The following is an 18604-nucleotide window of genomic DNA, read 5'->3' on the forward strand; positions in this document are numbered from 1 at the left end:
GGTTCCCGCCCACCACCGCGCCCAGGACCGTCGCCAGCAGCGCCACCGCGCCGTACGCCGCCGCGACCGGCATCCACGCCGGTCCCGGAAGCAACGCGCCGACCGCCAGCGGGGCGAACGCGCCGAGAAAGCTCGCCAGGCTCGCGATCGCCATGGCCCACAGGGCCTCCCGGGCCACCGCCCGCCCGAGCCTGGTCGTCGCCAGATACCCGCGCCGGGCGAGGTTGAGCTGCCGGGAGGCGCGGGCGAGCTGCGCCCGCAGATCGGCGTACGTCGCGGCGTAGATCGCGAATGCGGCCGTGACCAGCGCGGCCAGACCGACCCGAACGCCGAGCAGGACGTCGAGGCCGCCCTTGCGTTGCAGCAATGTCCCACCGGCCAGGACCAAGGCGTTGAGAAGGCCGTCCGACAGCCCGAGGGCGAGCGGCAACATGACCCCGCTGCGCGGTCGCCGGCGCCTCATCGCGAGCGTGGCACGGCTTCGATGATCCGGGCGCCGGACACCACCTGGTCGATGCTGTGCATCACCGCGCCGGTCTGCTCGATCGCCGTCACCACACGAGCGGTGTCGATGCCCTCGCCCTCCACCGTGACCTCCATCCCGACGGTCTCGATGTCGATCTCGGTGACGGTGATGTTCACCGCCTCCACCCCGGCCACGGCCTCGATCGCCGCCGCGATCTCCAGAATGTCCGGGCGATGGACGGCCTTGTCCACGTCCATGACCAGCCTGCGTACGTTCACGATTCCCCCGAGCGGGGAGTCTACGGTGCTCATGGCCCTCGAGCCCCGCAACCCGCCATGGCGTCGGCGAGCACTTGCGCGCGGGCTCTCGCGGCGTGACAGTGGAAGTGGCGATGAGGCTCGCCGCCAACCGCCGTCCCGGCTGATGGCCTCTATCCGGTGCTGTCGGAGGTGAGGTCGGTGGGCATTTTCTCGTCGGCGTCCCGGCGGGAGCCGGTCGACATGCCGTTCGGTGCGTGGAGCAACGGGTTGCCCGCGTCGGCCTGGGTTCCGCTACTGGATCTGGATCGGTGCCACGGGTACGCGGTGCTGGAGGCGTTGCGCGGTGCGGGCGTCGCCGCCTGCCTCGCGGCGAGCGGCCCGGCGGCCCGAGCCCTGGCGGGTCATGACGAGGATCGCGTCCGGTTGTGGGTCGATGTTCCGCGTCGCGCGGTCGCCGAGGATGTGCTGCTGAGACTGCTGCCGCGGCTGCGACGGTCTACGGACGGAGCGTCGCGGCGAGGGCCCGAGGGTCGAACAGCAGGTCGAGGGCGTCGATGACCGTGGCACAGGCCACGTCGGCGGCGGCCATCGCACGCGGTGACGCCCCTTCCGGGCCGATGACGACGATGCCCAGGGGCACGGCACGCAGCACCTGCTCGTCGTTCGCGCCGTTCCCGATCGCCGCGCACGAGGCGGCGTTCAGCTCTCGGGCGACGGCGGCCTTCTCGGCCCCGGTCGTGACCCGCCGTGCGGTCACGCCACCGAGCTCGGCGGCGATGTCCGGCAGTGTCCCGTACGTGTCGGCGGTCAGCAGGTGCACCTGGACGCGCTCACGGAGCCGGGCGATCCGCTCGGCGACACCCTCGATGAGGCGACCGCGGTCGGTGAGCGTGCCGTTGACGTCGGCGATGAGGTGTTCGAGCGACAGCGGCGGCCGGCCCGGCACGGCGACGGTGATGGTCACGGTCCGTAACCCTATGGCCTGGCCGGGCGGGAGGCGGCGGTGCCCCTGGACATCCTCATGTGCCGGAACCGGTCGTCGTCATGGCAGGAGCCACGCCGGATCCGGGCCGATCTGCCGCACGCATGCGAACACCACCTCAGACAATCAGGAGAGAGACGGGGGTGATCTGGGCGAGCTCCCGGGGGACCTGGCTCGGATGGAGGGTGCCTCCGCCCCCTTGCCGGCCCACGACGATCAGATCGAAGCCGTGGTCGGCCGCGTAGTGCGCGAGCGCGTCGGCGATGCGGCGCCCTTCGGTCAGTTGCAGCGTCAGACGTGTGTCTCCGGAGACCGTGAGCCGCCCCAGCAGCCGCTCGAAGCGTTCCTCGACGTGCCGTCGATGGGTGGTGAGCTGCTGGGCGCCCTCCTCGTCAGCCTCGGTGTGCCGAGGCGTGGCCAGGACCGCCAGGGCGACGACATGACCGCCTGGGCCGGCCGCGAGGTCCGCGGCGGCGCACAGCGCGGTCTCCGCGCTCGGTGATCCGTCCCAGCCCACGAGGATGCGGCGGAACGTCCGGTGCTCCACGACAGGCTCCCTTCACGCGAGTGCGCCGACCACCGCGAGAACGGCGATGAGCGCGATGAGCATGTAGGCGACATAGGCGTCCAGCCGGCCCGACTGGAGTCGCTTGCCGAACCGGACGACGGCGAGGACGGGCCGGACCAGCGGCCGGTAGACGTACTCCTCCACCGGCTCGACCACATCGGATCGGTAGCCGAGGTGAGCGGCGCCCTGCCCTCCCGGCCGCTCCAGCTGCCGCAGCTCCGTACGGGTCAGCAGAACGTTGGCCAGCACCCGGCGCGTCGGGTTGGCGTAGGCGAAGGCGGTGTACTGGTCGGCGCCCTCGACACCGGCGGTCGCCGAACGCCATGCGGGCACGCGGCGCACGCGCAGCAGCCGGGAGCCGGAGACCAGCAGGCCGAACAGCGTGATCGCCAGGAGCAGGGCGGGCATCGCGATCCACAGCCACGAGGGCGACAGGATCGAGAAGTCGGCGAACACCGGTTGCAGCACCCACGGTGATTTCAGCGCGCCCTCGGCGACCGGACTGGCCAGTCCCGCCGCGATGGCCCGGACCTCCAGCGGCGTCACGGCCGCCACGCCCAGACATCCCAGCGAAAGGACGGCGATGCCCGCGCGGCCGGGCAGGCCGTCGTCGGCCCGGTCGCCGTCCGGCCCGGCGCCGAGCACGACGAGGCCGACCAGCCGGACGAAGGTGATCGCGGCGAACCCGACCGTCAGGGCGACCGCCGCCCCGCTCACCGCGAGGACGAGCTGGAAGGGCAGATGGTGCACGCGGAACTGCTGCATGAGGGCTTCCAGCAGGAACCACTCCGACACGAACCCCGCGGTCGGCGGTAGCCCCGCGAGGGTGAACGCGCCGATGGCGAATCCGGCGCCGCTCCACGGCACCCGCCGGCCGGCGCCGCGGAGCTCGTCGAGGTCGCTGGTTCCGGTGGCCGCCTCGATTCCGGCGCCGGCGGTGAACAGCAGCGACTTGGCGGCCGTGTGCGCGACGATCTGCAGCGTGCCCGCGAGCAGGCCCACGGCCACCAGCCCGGGCAGGTGGGTGGACGCGCCGACCAGGGCGATGCCATACCCGGTGAGGATGAGACCGGTGTTCTCGATGCTGGAGTAGGCGATGACACGCTGCAGGTTCGTCTGCACGGCCGCGTGCGCGATGCCGAGCACGGCGGTCAGCGCGGCCAGGATCAGCACGGCACCGGCCAGCCAGGCCGGCGGCCGTCCGAGCAACGCGAGCGTGCGCCACAGTCCGTAGAAGCCGACGTTGACGGCCACCCCGGCCATGATCGCCCGGAGTGGTCCGGGCGCGGCGGCGTACCCACGTGGCATCCACACCTGAAGGGGCACCACACCGGCCTTCGCCGCGAACCCGAGCACGAGGAGCGCGTAGGCCGCAGAGCGCGACGCGCCATCCGGCACCCTCGCGAAGGCGTCCAGGGAGAACGATCCGGCGCTGCCGGCGAGCAGCAGCAGGCCGAACAGCAGCAGGACGCCGCTGATCTTGCCGAACACCAAGGTGACCAGCCCGGCCCGTGGCCGTCCGGGCTTGTCCCGTTCGAAGCCGGCGAGCAGGGAGAACGCGACCGTGAGCGTCTCCCAGGCGAACAGCAGCACGAACGCGTTGTGCGCGGTCATGACCACGGCGACGGAGCCGAGGGTGAGCGCGTACGCGGCGCCGAGCCCGCGCCGACGCACCCGGCCGGGCCGCGCCGACCAGCTCGCCAGGGCCAGGGACACGGGCGTGGCCGCGCCGAAGGCGATCACCAGGAACAGCCCGGAAAGACGGTCGGCGGTCAGGGAGCTCGAGCCGAAGCCCAGCGCCCCGTCCAGGTCGATCGTGAATGTACGCCCGGCCAAGGCCGCCGCCCCGGCGATGAGCAGGCAGGCCGACGCGACGGCGCCGACGAGATATCCGGCCGGCGAGAGGAGCCGGTGGCGCGGCCCCGAGACGATGTCGGTGACCGCGACGACGGCCAGGAGGAGCAGGCCGGCCAGGAAGAGAAGGGTCATGAGTCCTCCTCCGTCGGAGGGAGTGACCACCGGCACGTACCTTCGGCTCCCTCGCTTCGCTCGGTCATGAGACTCCTCCGATCGCCAGCAGGATCGCGTGCAGCAGCGCGAAGGGACTGGGCGGTGAGCCGGGTACCCACACGTCGACCGGGACCGTCTCGCCGATCCCGGAGGAGGTCGCGTACGAGGGGCCGACGATGCCGCCGCTGATGGCGTCGGTGCCGGCGGCGATGACGACCTTCGGGTCCGGCGTCCCTTCGAAGGTGCGGCGGAGCGGCGCGGTCATCCCGCGGGCCCCGGCGCCGGTGACCAGCAGGATGTCGGCGTGGCGGGGGCTGGCGGTGAAGAAGACTCCCAGCCGGTGCACGTCATAGACCGGGTTCAGCAGCGCGAGGATCTCCCATTCCTCGGCGCCGTCGGACCCGGCGTCGACGTGCCGGATGTGAACCGACCGGCCCAGCGCGCGGGTGCGGCGTGCGAGATCCTCCCGGACCTTCGCGAGGTTCTCGTCCGTCTCGGCGGGAACGGTCAGGGCCTCACGAGTGAGCGTGGCGACGTCCGAGCCGCGCGACCAGGTGAAGGTCTCCGGTGCGGCCTCGACGCACCGGCCGCACTGGATGCACCGTCCCTGGTCGAGCGTGACCCCTCCGGGCCCTCGGCGGATGGCCGAGGTCGGGCAGGGCGTCTCGGCCGCGCCGGTCGCGTCGCCGATGACGGTGGCCGGTCCCCGCCAGGCGTCGAAGTAGGTGTCGGGGCGGCGCGGCCACCGGGTGGTGACGACGCCGTCGCGCAGCCCACGGAAGATCCACATTTAGCGTGCCACCCCCGCGATGGAAAGGCCGAAGCTCGCCTCGATGAACGGGAAGTCGGTGAGGATGTCGCCGGCGAACACGTCGTGGAAGAGCGCCAGGTTGTGGAAGGACGCCGAGCGCGGCCGGCAGCGGGTGATCACGCCGCCCGCGAGGCACACCTCGTACAGCACCTCGCCCTGGGGCGCCTCGGCCCAGCCGACCGCGCGGCCGTCGATCTCGGGCACCGGGACGCTCGCGGGTCCGCGGGCGTCGGAGAGCTCGTCGATGACCTGGCGCAGCAGGCGGAAGGACTCGGTGATCTCCTCCCAGCGGACCTGGAGGCGGGCCAGGGCGTCACCGTGGTCGTGCCGGGCCGCCGGGCCCATGCCGAGTGCCTCGTAGGCGTCGTACGGGCGGTTGGCCCGCGCGTCGTCGATCAGGCCCGACGCCTTGCCGACCGGGCCGAGCGCGCCGTGCTCGCGTGCTCGCTCCGGGGTGAGCGGGCCGGTGCCGCGCAGCCGGTCGAGGAACGAGGAGGTGTCCATGAGCAGCCGGGCGTCCCGGGCGACGTCCTTTTCCAGGGTGCCGACCTCGGCGAGCAGGCCGGTGCCGTCCGGCAGCCGGCCGACACCGCCGGGGATCACCACGCCGCGGCCGAACCGGCTGCCGCACAGCCGTCCGACCAGGCGGAGCACGCGTTCCTTGTGCCAGGCGAAGCGGGCGGTCGCGACCGCCAGGCCCGCGGCGTCGCAGAGCTTGACGGCGACGTCGAGGTGGTTGGCGACGCGTTCGAGTTCGGCGTGCAGGACACGCACCAGCCGGGCGGGCCACGGCGGGGTGCATCCGGTGAGCCGCTCGATCGCGTGGCAGTACGCCAGTGCGTGCGCGACCGAGGCGACGCCCTCGACCCGCTCGGCGAGGAGCACGCCGTCGCCGGCCGGCATGCCCTCGAACCGCTTCTCGATGCCCCGGTGCTTGTAGAACGGACGTACCGACAGGTGCGGAATGTCCTCGCCCGGGGTCTCGACGAGGTACTCGACCGACTCGAACACTCCCGAGCGCACCGGCCCGTGCGGGATCGTGAACAACCCCGGCCCCGTCACATGGCGGGGGACGGCGTGCTCGTCCGGATCGCTCCCGGCCGGCATCGTCCCGTCACCGGGCCGGGGCAGCAGCGCACCGGGCAGCAGCAGCGGATCGAGCCACGGATGGCCCTCGGGAACGACGCCGAACAGGTCGTGGATCTCCCGCTCGTACCAGAACGCCGCCCGCAGCGCCGGGGTCAACGCGGGGTAGGCGTCCGGCGGCGTGCCCGCGTCGGCGTCGATCATCTCCACGTCGTCGTCGGTGACCACGTGCGCGGTGAGGACCAGCCCGTCCGCATGCGCCGTACCGTGCAGCCCGGCGAACCGCTCCCCCGCGGCGATCTTCGCCAGCACCTTCTCCCACATGGCTCAGCCCACCCCCCGCAACTCGGCGACTCCGCGTGTCAGCAGGTCGGCCAGGTCGCCCGGCGGATGAACACCGAGCAGCAACAGCGCGCCGATCCCGACCACCATGGGTGCGACCATCCAGGCGCTCGGCTCCCCGCGTACGACGGCGCCGTCGCCGGAGGGTGTGAACAGGATCCGGTTGGCCGCCACCGACAGGCCGAGGAAGGCGACCGTGACCAGGACCACGAGGATCGCGGTCCCGGTGTTCCGGGACGAACCGAGCCCGCCGGCGACGATCTGGAACTCGCTGCGGAAGATCCCGAACGGCGGCATCGCGCACAGCGCGAAGATGCCCATGAGCAGCAGCGGCCCGGTCCAGGGCAGCGCGTCGAGGCCACCACCGATCTTGGAGATCGTCTTGGTGCCGTACTTGCGGACCAGAACGCCCGCGCCCATGAACGCGTTCGCCTTCGCGGCGGCGTGGGCCAGCACGTGCAGCAGCACCCCGGCGAACGCGAGCGGTGCGCCGAAGCTCACCCCGATCGCCAGGATGCCCATGTGCTCGACGCTGGAGTAGGCGAGCAGCCGCTTGATGTCGCGCTGGTCCAGCAGGTACAGCGCGGCGAGCAGCAGTGAGGCGACGCCGAAGACCAGCAGCACCGTCTGCGGGAACCGCGGGCCCAGCGTGGCGACGGCGACCTGGTAGAAGCGCAGGATCGCATAGAAACTGACCGCCAGCAGCGACCCGGACAACAGTGCGGAGACCGGCGTGGGCGCCTCGGCGTGCGCGTCCGGCAGCCACGTGTGCACCGGGAACAGCCCGACCTTGGTGCCGTAGCCGACGACGGCCAGCACGAACGCCAGCTGCACCGCCGTGTGCGGCAGCCGTGAGCCCGCGCCGGCCAGAGAGGCGAACGTCAGGTCGTAGGACTGCCCGAGGACCTGCGCGCCCGCGTAGTAGGCGAAGATCGTCGCCAGCAACGCGATGCCCAGACCGGCCGAGGCGATCAGCACGTACTTCCAGGCCGCCTCGACCGCCCCGTCGGTGTCCTCGATGGCGACCAGCAGCGCCGAGATCACCGTCGTCACCTCGATCGCGATCCACAGCAACGCCAGACTGCTCATCAGCGGCGCCGCGAGCATCGACCAGGCGAACAGGTTGACGCCCACGTAGAACCGCCGGGCGTAGGCGCCGAAGTCCTCGGCGTCCTCGTCCGCCCGCAGATAGCCGATCGAGTAGGCGCCGACGACCGCGTACAGGAAGCTCGTGGCCAGCAGGAACACCACCGAGATGGCGTCCACCCGCAGGTATCGCCACACCGTCGCGTCATGCCGTGCCGCCGCCGGCACCAGGAACAGCACACCCGCGAAGGCCAGGACCCCCACCGCGACCGTGAGCACCTGACTCACACGCGCGGGCGCACGCAACGCCGCCAGCGCCACCAGCAGGGGCGCGGCCAGCAGGAAAATCACGACAACCGTCATGCCCTACCCCCGCAGTCTCGTCAGCCCGGTCGTGGACAGGGACTCGGCGCGGCCGTGGTGGACGCGCATCAGCACGGCGAACACCACGACGGCGACCAGCAGGTCGAACAGGAAGGCGACCTCCAGGATCAGCGGCATCCCGGCCGCGACCACCAGGCTCGCCAGCGACACGCCGTTCTCCAGCGAGAAGAACCCGATCGCCTGGGACGCGACATCGCGCCGCACGATCATCAGCACGAACGACACGAGCACCACCGAGATCGACAGTGCCAGCGCCGTGGTCGGCAGTACCGGGCTGCGGATGTCCAGCGCGCCCATGGTGAAGAACCCGAACGCGGCCACGACGATCGCCAGCAGCACCGTGGTCGCCGGGCCCAGCGCGCCGCTGCCCGCGATCTCCACGTCGTCGCCGCGCAGCAGCCGGCGGACCACCACGGGGACGATCACGACTTTCAGCGCGGCCGACAGCACCGCGAGTGCGTACAGCTCGGGCAGCGAACGGGCGGCGGCGACCACGACCGCCAGCACCGAGATCACCGCGGACTGCGCCGCGTACAGCCGGAGCTGGTCGCGCAGCAGGGCCTGGCGGAACATGCCGAACTCGATCAGCAGTACCAGCACGGCGATGACGTTCGAGCCGCCTTCGAAGACGCCCGGTGCCGGAGGTGCGGTCAGGGCCAGAGTCGTGCTCATCAGCCGCCTCCCAGATACAGGGTGAACACGCCGAGAACCGCGAGCAGGAACGCCGCCGACACGAACTCGGTGATCTTGAACAGGCGCAGCTTCGCGAACGAGTCGTCGATGACGGCCACGACGCAGCCGAGCGCGATCGCCTTCGCCAGCAGCGCCACGATCGCCAGCCCCACGTCCACGGCGCGGGTGGTCGAGGCCAGGCCCCACGGTGCGAGGAAGACGTTCGCCAGGATCGTGTAGAGGATCAGCTGTTTCATCGCCGATCCCCACTTCAGGAGGGCGAAGTAGGGGCCGGAGTGCTCGAACGGGCGAGCTTCTTCGATCATGCCGAACTCGTTCGTGCCGGTGTGGGTCTCGACCGGGATCCGCCCGGTCTCGTACAGGATCACCATGAACAGGGCGGCCGCGGCGAGCAGGTGCGCGGGCCGCACGATCTGCCCGGCCGAGGACCGCACCGTGGCCGCCAGCGCGTACGGCAGGTCGGTGCCCGTGACCAGCGCCACCGCGAAGATCACGAACAGCACGACGGGCTCGGTGATCGCGCCGAACGTCTTGGCCCGGCTGGAGCCGAGCTGCGCGTACGGGCTGCCGGTCTCCAGGGCGGCCACCGCGACCACGAAGCTGGCCAGCGCCAGGATGAACCCACCGCCCAGAATGTCGCCCATGTATCCGAGCGGCAGGCCGTAGCTGGTCAGCACCGGGATCAGCAGCGGCACCGTCAGGTAGCACATCATGGCGAGCAGCGGCGCCAGCAGGAAGAACCCGCTCGCCCCTTCGGGTGCCAGCGACTCCTTACGGAACAGTTTCGCCAGGTCGTAGTACGGCTGAAGGACGCGCGGGCCGCGCCGTCCCTGCAGGCGGGACTCGACCTTCGCGATGACGCCGGACACTCCGGGAGCCGCCGCCGCGATGGTGAGGACCTGCAGCGCCTGGATGACCGGGACGGGCAGGGCCGCGCTCATGGCACGACCCCGAACTCACCGCCGGGCGTTCGTTTCGAGACCTCCACACGGCCTCCCCTCCATCCACCGGTACGAACCGGACAGGTGGTAGAGGCCATCAGCGGGAGCATCCGCAGTTACGGCGAGCCTCATCGCCGTACTTCTATTGTGAGCGGCAGTCACTCTGGGAACAAGGGGCGCTCAGGAACCGCCGGTCACGGCGGCCTCCGGTCACCGGCTCTCACCGTTTCGTGACGCGCGCCGCGGCCAGTGCAGCCGGTCGGACAGCCGGTGCTGAGGAAGCAGGCCGTCCGGGTCCACGCGCACATGCCGGTGAGCCTGGACGTCATCGAGGATCACCAGGCCGTCGCCCATCAGCTGGTCCAGCTGCGGCAGGAACGCGCGGATGGCGTCCTCACGGTCCACGATGACGATGGCGATCGGAAGCTCGATCCCCCGGCCCAGCAGATGGCCGGAGTGGATGTGACTCGACGCTCCGTAGCCCCCCACGCCACGAAGGACGCTGGCACCGGCCAGCCCCGCCTCACGCGCACGATGCACGATCTGGACATGAACCGGCCGACCGTGCCACTGGTCGGTCTCACCGACGAGGATCGTCAGTCGTAGCGCCGGGCAATCCACTCTCATGCGATCACGCCCTGACCTGCCGTCAGGAACCGTCAGCTCGGATGAGCGGTTCGAGCGCGCTGCCCGGGCGGGATCCATCGCCGCCACCAGTGAAGCAAGTGGCCGCACGAATGGTCAAGCACGCCACCTTTCACGACAAACCGCGAGAGATCATTTGCGACGTGTGAACGATGGGGCAGAATGGGCCGGACACAAAGGTGATGGGGCTCACCTAACGAACCGCGGCATCGGCCGCTGACGGTCCCTGGCGTCAAGTCAGGGAGGTGCCGTGTCATCGTCGCGTAATATCGCGTCAATCCTCCTGACCGCGGGGCCTCGCGCTCGACGGGGCTCTCACCGCGCGCCCGTCACCGCCGCTCCCCGGCGGCCGGCCCTGACGCCGGCGGCCGCGCCGTACGCCCGCCGGAACCGGCCGGTGGAACCGGCGTTAGGCCCCTGACCGTGCCGGCGGTTCCGCTCGGACCTTCGCCGGACAGCCGCAGCGGCCCGACGTCATCACCCTTGCCGCGGCGGAGCCCCGCTCCCCCGCCCGATGGATCGCGTCCGGGCCCGCCCCTCCCGTACGACCGACCACCGGAAGGACACCTTGACCTCACGCTCCACCGACGACTCGATCGACCGGCGCCCCGGCGAACCACCGGACCTCCCGATCGATCCCGACGTCGACCTGCACGACGAGGCCGACCATCCCGAGCGCGGCCCCTTCCCCCCTCGGTCTCCACGACGCCACCGGCAGTGGAGGGTCCTCACGACGATCTCCGTCGGCGGAGCGCTCGGCAGCATCGCCCGCTACGGAGTCTCCACCGCCATCCCGGTCGGACCCGGCCACTTCCCCTGGGCCACGTTCCTCATCAACCTCACCGGCTGCTTCGCCCTCGGGCTGCTCATGGTCTTCGTCCTCGACATCTGGCCACCGACCCGGTACGTACGCCCGTTCCTGGGCGTCGGGTTCCTCGGCGGATACACCACCTTCTCGACCTTCGCCGTCGAGACGCGCGATCTCGCCGGCCACGGTTCCTGGATCCTCGCCGACGCCTACGTGCTCAACAGCCTGGTCGGCGGCCTGGTCGCCGTCTGGCTGGGAATCACCCTCGCCCGCCTCATCGGCGGTCTGCCCGTACGCCGCGAACAGGGGAAATGACGACCATGAGACTGCACGGCGCCGCCTGCCGGATAACGATCTTCATTGGCGAGGCCGACCAGTACCACCACAAGCCCCTCTACGCCGAGATCGTGCGCCGGGCGCACACGCACGGGCTGGCCGGCGCCAGCGTGTTCCGCGGCATCGAAGGCTATGGCGCCTCCTCCCGCATCCACACCAGCCGGCTCCTCTCGCTCAGCGACGACCTTCCCCTGGCCATCGTGATCGTGGACACCGAAGACAAGATCGTCGAGTTCCTGCTCGAACTCGACGACCTCATCGACGAGGGCCTCGTCACCCTCGAGCCGGTGGAGGTCTACCGCTACGTCGGGCGCGACAAGGATGAGAAGAAGTCATGACCGTCCTCCTGGTGCTGCTCGGAGGCGCCGTGGGAGCACCCAGCCGCTACCTGATCGACCGGCTGATCCAGCAGCGTCGCCCCAGCGTCTTCCCCTGGGGCACCCTGACGGTCAACCTGATCGGCTGCCTCGTTCTCGGACTGCTGACCGGAGCGTCCCACCAGCTCCCCAAAGAGGCCGTGACCTTCGTCGGCACCGGATTCTGCGGAGCCCTGACCACGTTCAGCACCTTCGGTTTCGAGACCACCCGCCTCCTGGAGGACGGCTCCCTCCTCGAGGCCGGCCTCAACGCCGTGGCCAGCCTCGTCCTCGGAATACTCGCCGCCACCATCGGCTATGCCATCGGCACGGTCGCGTAGGCATCCCGGCGTGGCGGCTCCTACCGGAGCGCCGCGACGAGGGCGTCGCCGGGCGAGCACCAGACCTGGCGGGCCTCGGTGAACCCCTGTTCGCGCAGGGTGTTCAGGTGCCATCGGGTGGTGGTCGGCCGGCCGCCCCTGGGCCTGGCGGGGTCGCGGGGGTCGCCGAGCAGTTCGAAGCGGCGCCGGGCGGGCTCGGCGAGTGCGGGGTCGGCGGCGACCTTGGTCCACCAGTCGCGCCAGTCGAGCGCGCCGGCCTCCTGTTCGCGTTCCCGGCGGGCCGTGTGGAGCGCCTCGGCCGCAGCGTTGATGCGCGGGGCGGACTCGTCGGTCATGTGGTCGGCGTTGAGGAACACGCCGCCGTCCCGCAGGACCGCACCGATGTGTCCGTACAGCGTGCGGAGGGGTTCGGTGTCCAGCCAGTGCAGCGCGGTGGCCGTCAGCACGGCGTCGTACGACCGGTGAGGCAGGGCGCCGGTCCAGAGCGGATCGGTCAGGTCGGCGGTAACCAGTCGCACGCGGTCGTCGCCGGCGAAGTGGCCGCGGGCGATGGTGAGCAGGGCGGGGTCGATGTCGACGCCGGTGACGCGCGCCGCGGGGAACCGCCTCAGCAGCCGGTCGGTGATGCTGCCGGTCCCGCAGGCGAGGTCGAGGACGTTCGGTTCGGGGCCGACGAGGGCCTCGACCATGTCGAGCATCACGCGGAAGCGTTCCTCGCGGTCGGGCATGTACCACTCCTGCTGGCGGTCCCAGCTGTCCTGCCATGCCTGCCAGGTGGCCGTCTCGGTCATGTCGCGCTCCTTCTCGGTGGTCGGGCCGCCTGGATCAGCAGGCGGGTCGTCTCGGACTCGGGGGCGTCGAGCACGTCGCCGAGGTCGCCCTGCTCGACCACGCGGCCGCCGTCGAGGACGGCGATCCGGCCGGCGACGGCGCGGACGAGCGTGAGGTCGTGACCGATCCACAGGATGGACGTGCCCTCGGCGCGCAGCCGTGCGACGTGTGTGAGTACGAGGTCGGTGGCGGTGTCGTCGAGGGCGGTGGTGATCTCGTCGCAGACCAGGATGTCGGGCCGTGCGAGGACGGCCCGGGCGAACGCGGCACGCTGGAGTTCCCCACCGGACAGCGCGGCCGGCCGGCGGCGCGCGGTGGTCTCGGAGACGCCCAGCCGGGTCAGGAGCGCGGCGGCCTCGGCGGCGGCTTCGGCGGGGAGCGTTCCGCGGAGCCTGACGGCGGTGCGGGCGACCTGATCCAGTACGGGGCGGCGTTCGTCGAAGGAGCCCCGGACCTCCTGCCACACGTACTGGACGCGGCGCTTGTGCGTACGGTCACGGCGGCGCAGCGGTGGCAGTGCCGTGCCGTCCAGGAGGACGTGCCCTCGCCGCCGTTCGTGGAGGCCGGCGATGCACCGGGCGAGGGTGGTCTTGCCGCTGCCAGAGGGTCCGGCCACGGCCAGGCAGTCTCCCGGGGACAGCGACAGGGAGATGCCGTCCAGCACCGTGCCGCGTCCTCCCGGGCGCAGCCAGGCGGTGAGGTCGCGTACACGCAGGCGCGCCGGCTCCCCGGACACCCGCGCGGCACGGACCGCCGGGGCGGCGACGGCGGGGAGCACGTCCTGAGGAGGGCCTTGCCGTGTGACCCGGCCGCCGTCCAGCAGGGCGACGTGGTCGGCCAGGGCGCGGACCAGGTCGTGGTCGTGGCTGAGCAGCAGAAGCGCCATCCCGTCGTCGGCCAGCGCCGTGAGTTCCTGGATGAGTCCCAGTCGGGTCACGGTGTCCAGGCCGGTGCTGGGTTCGTCCAGGATCAGTGCCCTGGGGCCGCAGGCCAGAACCTGTGCGAGGGCGATGCGCTGGCGTTGTCCCCCGGAGAACTGGTGCGGGAAACGGCGCAGCACGGACCTGTCCACCGGCAGCTGGGCCCTGCGGACCGCCTCGGTGACGGTCGAGTTTCCGTGCAGCCGCGCCAGCTCCTTGATGACCGCGCCGGTACGGCGGGCCGGGTTGAGCGCGCTGCCGGGATGCTGCGGCAGGTAGGCGATCGTCCCGCCGTGCAGCCCGGCCGCCTCTCGCGTGACGCCGCGCTCGTCCACCACCCGGACGCCGGCGACGCGCACCGTGCCGCTCAGCTCCACACCCGGTGCCGACTCGCCGAGCAGGGCGAGCGCGGTGGTGGTCTTGCCGCTGCCGGACGGCCCGACGAGAGCGGTCACCCCACCCGCCCGTACGTCGAGGTCCACTCCGCGCAGCAGGTCGGACGCGCCGGCGCGTGCCGTCAGCCCGCGTACCTCGATCATCGCCCGGCCGCCTTCGTCGTACGCGGCCGCTCGCGGGCACCCAGGAGCCGGTCGGCCAGGAGGTTGAGTCCGACGGTGAACATGACGAGCATCGCGGCGGGCGCGCACACCGCCCACGGCTGGATGAGCAGGGCTTCGCGGCTCGCGGCGATGGTGACGCCCCAGTCGGGCGAGGTGGCGTCCAGGCCGAGGCCGAGGAAGTTGGCCGCGGCGACGGTGAAGACGGCGTACGGGACGCGTGTGCCGGCGTCGGCGGCGGCGACCGGCAGCACGCTTCTTCCGACGTGCCCGAGCAGGATCCGGGCCCGGGACTCGCCCTGAAACCGCATCGCCTCGGCCACCGGGCCGCCGGCCGCGTCCAGCGCCGCCGCGCGGATCAGCCGGGCCACCGCGGGCACGTTGATCGCCGCGACGGCGAAGGCGATCGCCTCCGGACGGCCCCGCCAGCCCACCCCGACCACGCTGATGATGAGCAGCGACGGGATGGGGAGGATGAGTTCCACCGGCCGCATCATCGCCTCGTCGATCCAGCGGTGCCGTGTCGTGGCCGCGGCGAGGCCCAGCAACCCGCCCGCGAGGCAGGCGAACGCGACCGCGCAGCAGGCGACGCCCAGGGCGCTGGGCCCGCCGCGCAGCAATAGGCCGAGCACGTCACGGCCCGTCCGGTCGGTACCGAGCAGGTGCCCGCCCCCGATGGTGTACGGCGCGCCGTCGGGCGGAGTGATCGCCGGGGCCAGAAAGGGCCCGGCCACCGCGGCCACGACGGGCACGGCGAGCAGCATCACCGCCGGCAGCGCCGCCGGCGAGAGACGGCGGCCGGTCATCGCAGCACCTCCGAGCGCGGGGCGAGACGCTGACAGGCCAGGTCGGCGGCGACGTTGAACGCGAGTGCCACCGCCGCCAGCAGCAGCGTCAGCGCCTGGACGGTCGGCACGTCGCGGCTCTGGACCGCGTCGATCAGGGCGGTCGCGGTGCCGGGGATCGCGAAGATCGCCTCGACGACCAGCACTCCGCCGAGGAGCTGATCGCCGGTCCGCGCGAGCTCCTGCACGCCCGGCACGGCGGCGCCCGGCAGCACATGCCGCAGCACCAGCCGCGTGCGCGGAACGCCCAGCCGCCGCGCCTGGACGGTGTACTCCGCCTCCAGTGCGGTGACGGTGCCCGCCCGTATCTGCCGTGACAGCGCGCAGACCGTACGCGTGAGCAGCACCACGACCGGCAGCACGAGCAGGACCGGCCGGGCCGGCAGATCATCGCCTCTCGCGCCCAGCCAGGTCGACGGCAGCCAGCCCAGGCGCAGGGAGAACACCGCGACCAGGGCCAGCGCAAGGACGAAGTCGGGGATCGAGTTGAGGGCCAGCGTGACCGCGGTGATCGTACGGTCCAGGCGCCCTCCCGCGCGCAGCCCCATCACCAGGCCGAGCAGCATCGCCAGCGGCACCAGCAGCACGGCGGTGACGGACGCCAGCACCACCGTGGCGGTGATCGAGCTCGCGACGATCTCGCTCACCGGCTGACCGCCGACCAGCGACGTGCCCAGGTCGCCGGACAGCAGCCCGCCGGCCCAGTCGGCGAAACGCTCGGCCGGCGGACGGTCGAGCCCGAGTTGCCCGCGCAGGTGCGCGACCTCATCCAGGCCCGCCTGCTCGTTGAACTGGACCTCGGCGGCGTCCCCCGGCAGCAGCGAGGTCAGCAGGAAGACCAGGACGGCCAGCAGCGAGAGCTGGACGACGGCCAGCGACACCCGCCGTACGACGTGACGCAGCACCGTTCAGGCCAGCCACACTTTGTCGAACCGTGCCCAGTCGACCGTGTTGGGCGGCGCCGCCTCCACCCCGCGCAGACGAGCCGACACCGCGTTCAGCCAGTCGGGATGCCCCCAGATCAGCAGGCCCCCTCGGTCGCGGATCCGCTGCTGCAGAACGCCGTACCGCGCGGTGCGCCGCCTCTCGTCGGAGACGGACTGGGCCTGGGCGAACTCCTTGTCGAAGTCCGCGCGTCTCCAGGCGGTGGCGTTCTGCTGCGAGTCGGTCAGCAGCCGGTCGCTGATGTAGGTGGGGATCGGCATGGCCCCGCAGCGGTGACTGCCCAGCAGACCCGTCTTGAGCTGGTCGGTGTAGTAACTCTCCGGCGGGCCGGTGACGATCTTCACCCGAAGCCCGGCCTCGCCCGCCTGCCGGGCGAACAGGTGCGCCGCGTCGACGAAGCCGTCGGCGGCCGAGGAGGTGTAGAAGGTCACCTCCTTGTTCAGCACGCCCGTCTTGCGCAGTAGCGCGCGTGCCTCGGCGACGTCCCGCTCACGCTGCGGCACGTTGCCGGGATAGTAGGTGTAGCCCTTGCCGTACATGTCGTTGCCCACGACGCCCCGGCCACCGTTGATGACCTCCACCAGGCGTTCGCGGTCGGCCAGGAGCTTGATCGCCATCGCGGCGTCCGGATCGTCGAACGGCGGCCGGTCGGTCTTCATCACGATGCCCTCGGCGCCGCTGCGGGGCGCGGCGACGATTCGCACGTTGCGGTTCGCCTCGACCACGCGGGCGAACGTGGGCGTCATCTCGTGCGCGTACTCCACCTCCCCCGCCTGCACGGCGTTGGCGCGGGCCTCGGTCTCGGCGGACAGGATGCGGATCTCGTCCAGGTGCGCGGCGCCGTCCCAGTGGTCGTCGAACCGGCGGGCGGCGAACGAGCGTCCCGCCGCGAACGAGCCGAATCGGAACGGTCCGGTGCCGACCGGCTTGGACGGGTCGTCATAGCCGCGCCGCACGATCGCGGTGCCGGTCATGGCCAGCAGCGTGGGAAGTTCCGCGTTCGGCCGCTTCAACACGATCTCCACGACCTGCTTGCCGACGGCCCTCGAACGCTTCAGGTCGATGCCCGACAGCGACGCCCGCGCTCTGCGGTCGATGCCCTTGGGATCGAGGATGCGGGCAAGGCTGTAGAGCACATCGTCGGCGTCCAGCACGTGCCCGTCGTGGAACGTGGCGGCCCGCAGGTGGAAACGCCACACGGTCGCGTCGTCCCGGGTCTCCCACCGCTGGGCGAGGCGGGGCACCGGCCGCAGCGTTCCCCCGAGATCGACCAGCTTGTCGAACACCGCCTTGTGCCGGGCGATGTCCACGAACTGCCGCTGAGCATGCGGGTCCATCGTCTCCTTGGCCCCGGCGCCGGGGAACACGGCCCGCGCCATGCCGCCCTTGCGCGGCGTGCCGGAGTCCGTCCCTCCGGACGAGCACGAACTCACCAGAACGGCCGCTCCGGCCATCCCGAAGAACCCGCGACGCGTGGTCCCGCTGGGCACGTCTGCCTCACCTCTTCACCATGAGCCGACATGTGCATCTAAGCCGCAACTGCCACCTATTCGCAACAAATATCCACGGTCGGCAGGCCTTGAGACGTTCGGTAGCGAGTGACATCGCCGCTGCCACCGGCCGATGAGGGAATTCCCGGCGCTCAACGCGGTTGTCCCGTGATGGAGATCGATTTCGATCGGCATCGCGGGCTCCCGCGGTGTGGGCGGCGCCCACCGGGCCGGGCAGAGACGATGTTCGCAGCACGCTCACCGGCTCGGCGGGCGCCGCGGCCTGTTTCGCCCGGGCGCCCGCGAGGCGCGCCGTGACGTCGTTCCGGCGACCACGGCCTCCGCACGTGGCCGGGCCTCCATCGCGGTACTCCCGATGGTAGGCGCGTCGAAGACCGGCCGCGCCGTCGTGGTGCCGTGATGGTCATCGACGGCTCGGCCACCGGTGGACCTCACGGCCGGCGCAGGTCAGGCGCGGCTGCCGGGCGGCACCACCTCCGCGTTCACGCGCACCGTGCCGCTGTGACGGAAGACCAGCGTGAACGGGACGATCCGGCCGGCCGGCAGCGCCGTACGCGGCTGGATCATCACGTTGACCGTGAACGGGGTCATGCGCACGGTGCCGTGCGCGGGGACGGCGAGGCTTCCGCCCATCGTCATCCGCTCCGCGCCCGCGCGCTCGACCTGGCGGCTCAACATGGCCATGGCCGCGGCCGGCGTGCGTACCTCCAGCAGGTCGTCGGTGACGTCTCCGGTGTTGGTGAGGGTGAAGTACGCCGCGGTCTGCGGCGCCGTCGGCGTCATCACCCAGGCGCTCCGCACGTGGACCCGCGCCGGGCGGCCCGCGTGCCCGCTCACCGCCCAGAGCGCGAGCCCGCCCAGGGTGACGGCGGCGGCCGCG

At 71.8% G+C, this 18604-nt stretch carries 20 protein-coding genes and 3 riboswitches; of the genes, 3 read left to right on the forward strand and 17 right to left on the reverse strand.

Going from position 1 to position 18604, the window contains the following annotated elements; all coding sequences use genetic code 11:
• The 11 genes from ACFFNX_RS17620 to ACFFNX_RS17670 form a co-directional block, all read right to left on the reverse strand.
• A partial coding sequence (locus tag ACFFNX_RS17620; protein ID WP_378202764.1) for a hypothetical protein occupies positions 1 to 463 on the reverse strand: 463 nt, incomplete at its 3' end.
• Entirely contained in the window at positions 460 to 777 is a 318-nt protein-coding gene (locus ACFFNX_RS17625; RefSeq protein ID WP_378202767.1) for a DUF211 domain-containing protein, read from the reverse strand. The genes ACFFNX_RS17625 and ACFFNX_RS17620, both read right to left, overlap by 4 nt.
• A gap of 67 nt (positions 778 to 844) precedes the next feature.
• A riboswitch (Fluoride riboswitch) is annotated at positions 845 to 906 on the forward strand.
• A gap of 316 nt (positions 907 to 1222) precedes the next feature.
• A complete protein-coding gene (locus ACFFNX_RS17630) occupies positions 1223 to 1690 on the reverse strand; it encodes an HAD family hydrolase (RefSeq protein WP_378202770.1) in 468 nt (155 codons plus the stop codon).
• Between the two features lie 136 nt (positions 1691 to 1826).
• On the reverse strand, positions 1827 to 2255 hold the full coding sequence (locus tag ACFFNX_RS17635; protein WP_378202773.1) for a universal stress protein: 429 nt from the start codon (positions 2253 to 2255) through the stop codon (positions 1827 to 1829).
• A 12-nt stretch (positions 2256 to 2267) separates the two neighbouring features.
• Complete coding sequence (locus ACFFNX_RS17640; protein WP_378202776.1) at positions 2268 to 4265, reverse strand: proton-conducting transporter transmembrane domain-containing protein; 1998 nt, start codon at positions 4263 to 4265, stop codon at positions 2268 to 2270.
• A 64-nt stretch (positions 4266 to 4329) separates the two neighbouring features.
• Positions 4330 to 5076, reverse strand: a complete 747-nt coding sequence (locus tag ACFFNX_RS17645; RefSeq protein ID WP_378202779.1) for an NADH-quinone oxidoreductase subunit B family protein — start codon at positions 5074 to 5076, stop codon at positions 4330 to 4332.
• Positions 5077 to 6507, reverse strand: coding sequence for a hydrogenase large subunit (locus ACFFNX_RS17650; RefSeq protein WP_378202782.1), 1431 nt, complete (start codon positions 6505 to 6507; stop codon positions 5077 to 5079).
• A 3-nt stretch (positions 6508 to 6510) separates the two neighbouring features.
• Complete coding sequence (locus ACFFNX_RS17655) at positions 6511 to 7974, reverse strand: proton-conducting transporter transmembrane domain-containing protein (RefSeq protein ID WP_378202785.1); 1464 nt, start codon at positions 7972 to 7974, stop codon at positions 6511 to 6513.
• A 3-nt stretch (positions 7975 to 7977) separates the two neighbouring features.
• On the reverse strand, positions 7978 to 8667 hold the full coding sequence (locus tag ACFFNX_RS17660; RefSeq protein WP_378202788.1) for a hypothetical protein: 690 nt from the start codon (positions 8665 to 8667) through the stop codon (positions 7978 to 7980).
• Positions 8667 to 9629 carry a respiratory chain complex I subunit 1 family protein gene (locus ACFFNX_RS17665; RefSeq protein WP_378202791.1) on the reverse strand — a complete coding sequence of 321 codons (963 nt, stop codon included), beginning with the start codon at positions 9627 to 9629 and terminating at the stop codon, positions 8667 to 8669. Before ACFFNX_RS17665 ends, ACFFNX_RS17660 begins: the two co-directional genes overlap by 1 nt.
• Before the next feature lie 81 nt (positions 9630 to 9710).
• Positions 9711 to 9774: riboswitch (Fluoride riboswitch) on the reverse strand.
• 65 nt (positions 9775 to 9839) lie between these two features.
• Positions 9840 to 10256, reverse strand: coding sequence for a DUF190 domain-containing protein (locus tag ACFFNX_RS17670; protein ID WP_378202794.1), 417 nt, complete (start codon positions 10254 to 10256; stop codon positions 9840 to 9842).
• Between the two features lie 16 nt (positions 10257 to 10272).
• A riboswitch (Fluoride riboswitch) is annotated at positions 10273 to 10347 on the reverse strand.
• Between the two features lie 495 nt (positions 10348 to 10842).
• Here ACFFNX_RS17670 and crcB (ACFFNX_RS17675) point away from each other — a divergent pair.
• Genes crcB (ACFFNX_RS17675) through crcB (ACFFNX_RS17685) form a run of 3 tightly spaced genes read left to right on the forward strand, consistent with a single transcriptional unit; the run spans position 10843 to position 12115 of the window.
• Positions 10843 to 11397 (forward strand): fluoride efflux transporter CrcB, encoded by a 555-nt coding sequence (crcB, locus tag ACFFNX_RS17675; RefSeq protein WP_378202797.1) that lies wholly within the window; start codon positions 10843 to 10845, stop codon positions 11395 to 11397.
• A 5-nt stretch (positions 11398 to 11402) separates the two neighbouring features.
• Positions 11403 to 11756 (forward strand): DUF190 domain-containing protein, encoded by a 354-nt coding sequence (locus tag ACFFNX_RS17680; RefSeq protein WP_378202800.1) that lies wholly within the window; start codon positions 11403 to 11405, stop codon positions 11754 to 11756.
• Positions 11753 to 12115 (forward strand): fluoride efflux transporter CrcB, encoded by a 363-nt coding sequence (gene crcB, locus ACFFNX_RS17685; RefSeq protein WP_378202803.1) that lies wholly within the window; start codon positions 11753 to 11755, stop codon positions 12113 to 12115. Before ACFFNX_RS17680 ends, crcB (ACFFNX_RS17685) begins: the two co-directional genes overlap by 4 nt.
• Positions 12116 to 12135: 20 nt before the next feature.
• Here crcB (ACFFNX_RS17685) and ACFFNX_RS17690 read toward each other — a convergent pair whose 3' ends face one another.
• The 6 genes from ACFFNX_RS17690 to ACFFNX_RS17715 form a co-directional block, all read right to left on the reverse strand.
• Positions 12136 to 12906: a class I SAM-dependent methyltransferase gene (locus ACFFNX_RS17690; protein ID WP_378202806.1), complete on the reverse strand. Its 771-nt coding sequence runs from the start codon at positions 12904 to 12906 to the stop codon at positions 12136 to 12138.
• On the reverse strand, positions 12903 to 14405 hold the full coding sequence (locus ACFFNX_RS17695; RefSeq protein ID WP_378202809.1) for an ABC transporter ATP-binding protein: 1503 nt from the start codon (positions 14403 to 14405) through the stop codon (positions 12903 to 12905). Before ACFFNX_RS17695 ends, ACFFNX_RS17690 begins: the two co-directional genes overlap by 4 nt.
• Complete coding sequence (locus ACFFNX_RS17700) at positions 14402 to 15229, reverse strand: ABC transporter permease (RefSeq protein WP_378202812.1); 828 nt, start codon at positions 15227 to 15229, stop codon at positions 14402 to 14404. Before ACFFNX_RS17700 ends, ACFFNX_RS17695 begins: the two co-directional genes overlap by 4 nt.
• Positions 15226 to 16173, reverse strand: coding sequence for an ABC transporter permease (locus tag ACFFNX_RS17705; RefSeq protein WP_378202815.1), 948 nt, complete (start codon positions 16171 to 16173; stop codon positions 15226 to 15228). Before ACFFNX_RS17705 ends, ACFFNX_RS17700 begins: the two co-directional genes overlap by 4 nt.
• 3 nt (positions 16174 to 16176) lie before the next feature.
• The gene (locus ACFFNX_RS17710) at positions 16177 to 17703 is read right to left on the reverse strand and encodes an ABC transporter substrate-binding protein (protein WP_378202818.1); all 1527 of its coding nucleotides are present in this window, start codon (positions 17701 to 17703) and stop codon (positions 16177 to 16179) included.
• A 468-nt stretch (positions 17704 to 18171) separates the two neighbouring features.
• Positions 18172 to 18604, reverse strand: a 433-nt coding sequence (locus ACFFNX_RS17715) for a copper chaperone PCu(A)C (RefSeq protein WP_378202821.1), incomplete at its 5' end; no start/stop codon positions are given.

Origin of the sequence: Actinoallomurus acaciae (assembly GCF_042429965.1) — a bacterium.
Lineage (GTDB): Bacteria > Actinomycetota > Actinomycetes > Streptosporangiales > Streptosporangiaceae > Actinoallomurus > Actinoallomurus acaciae.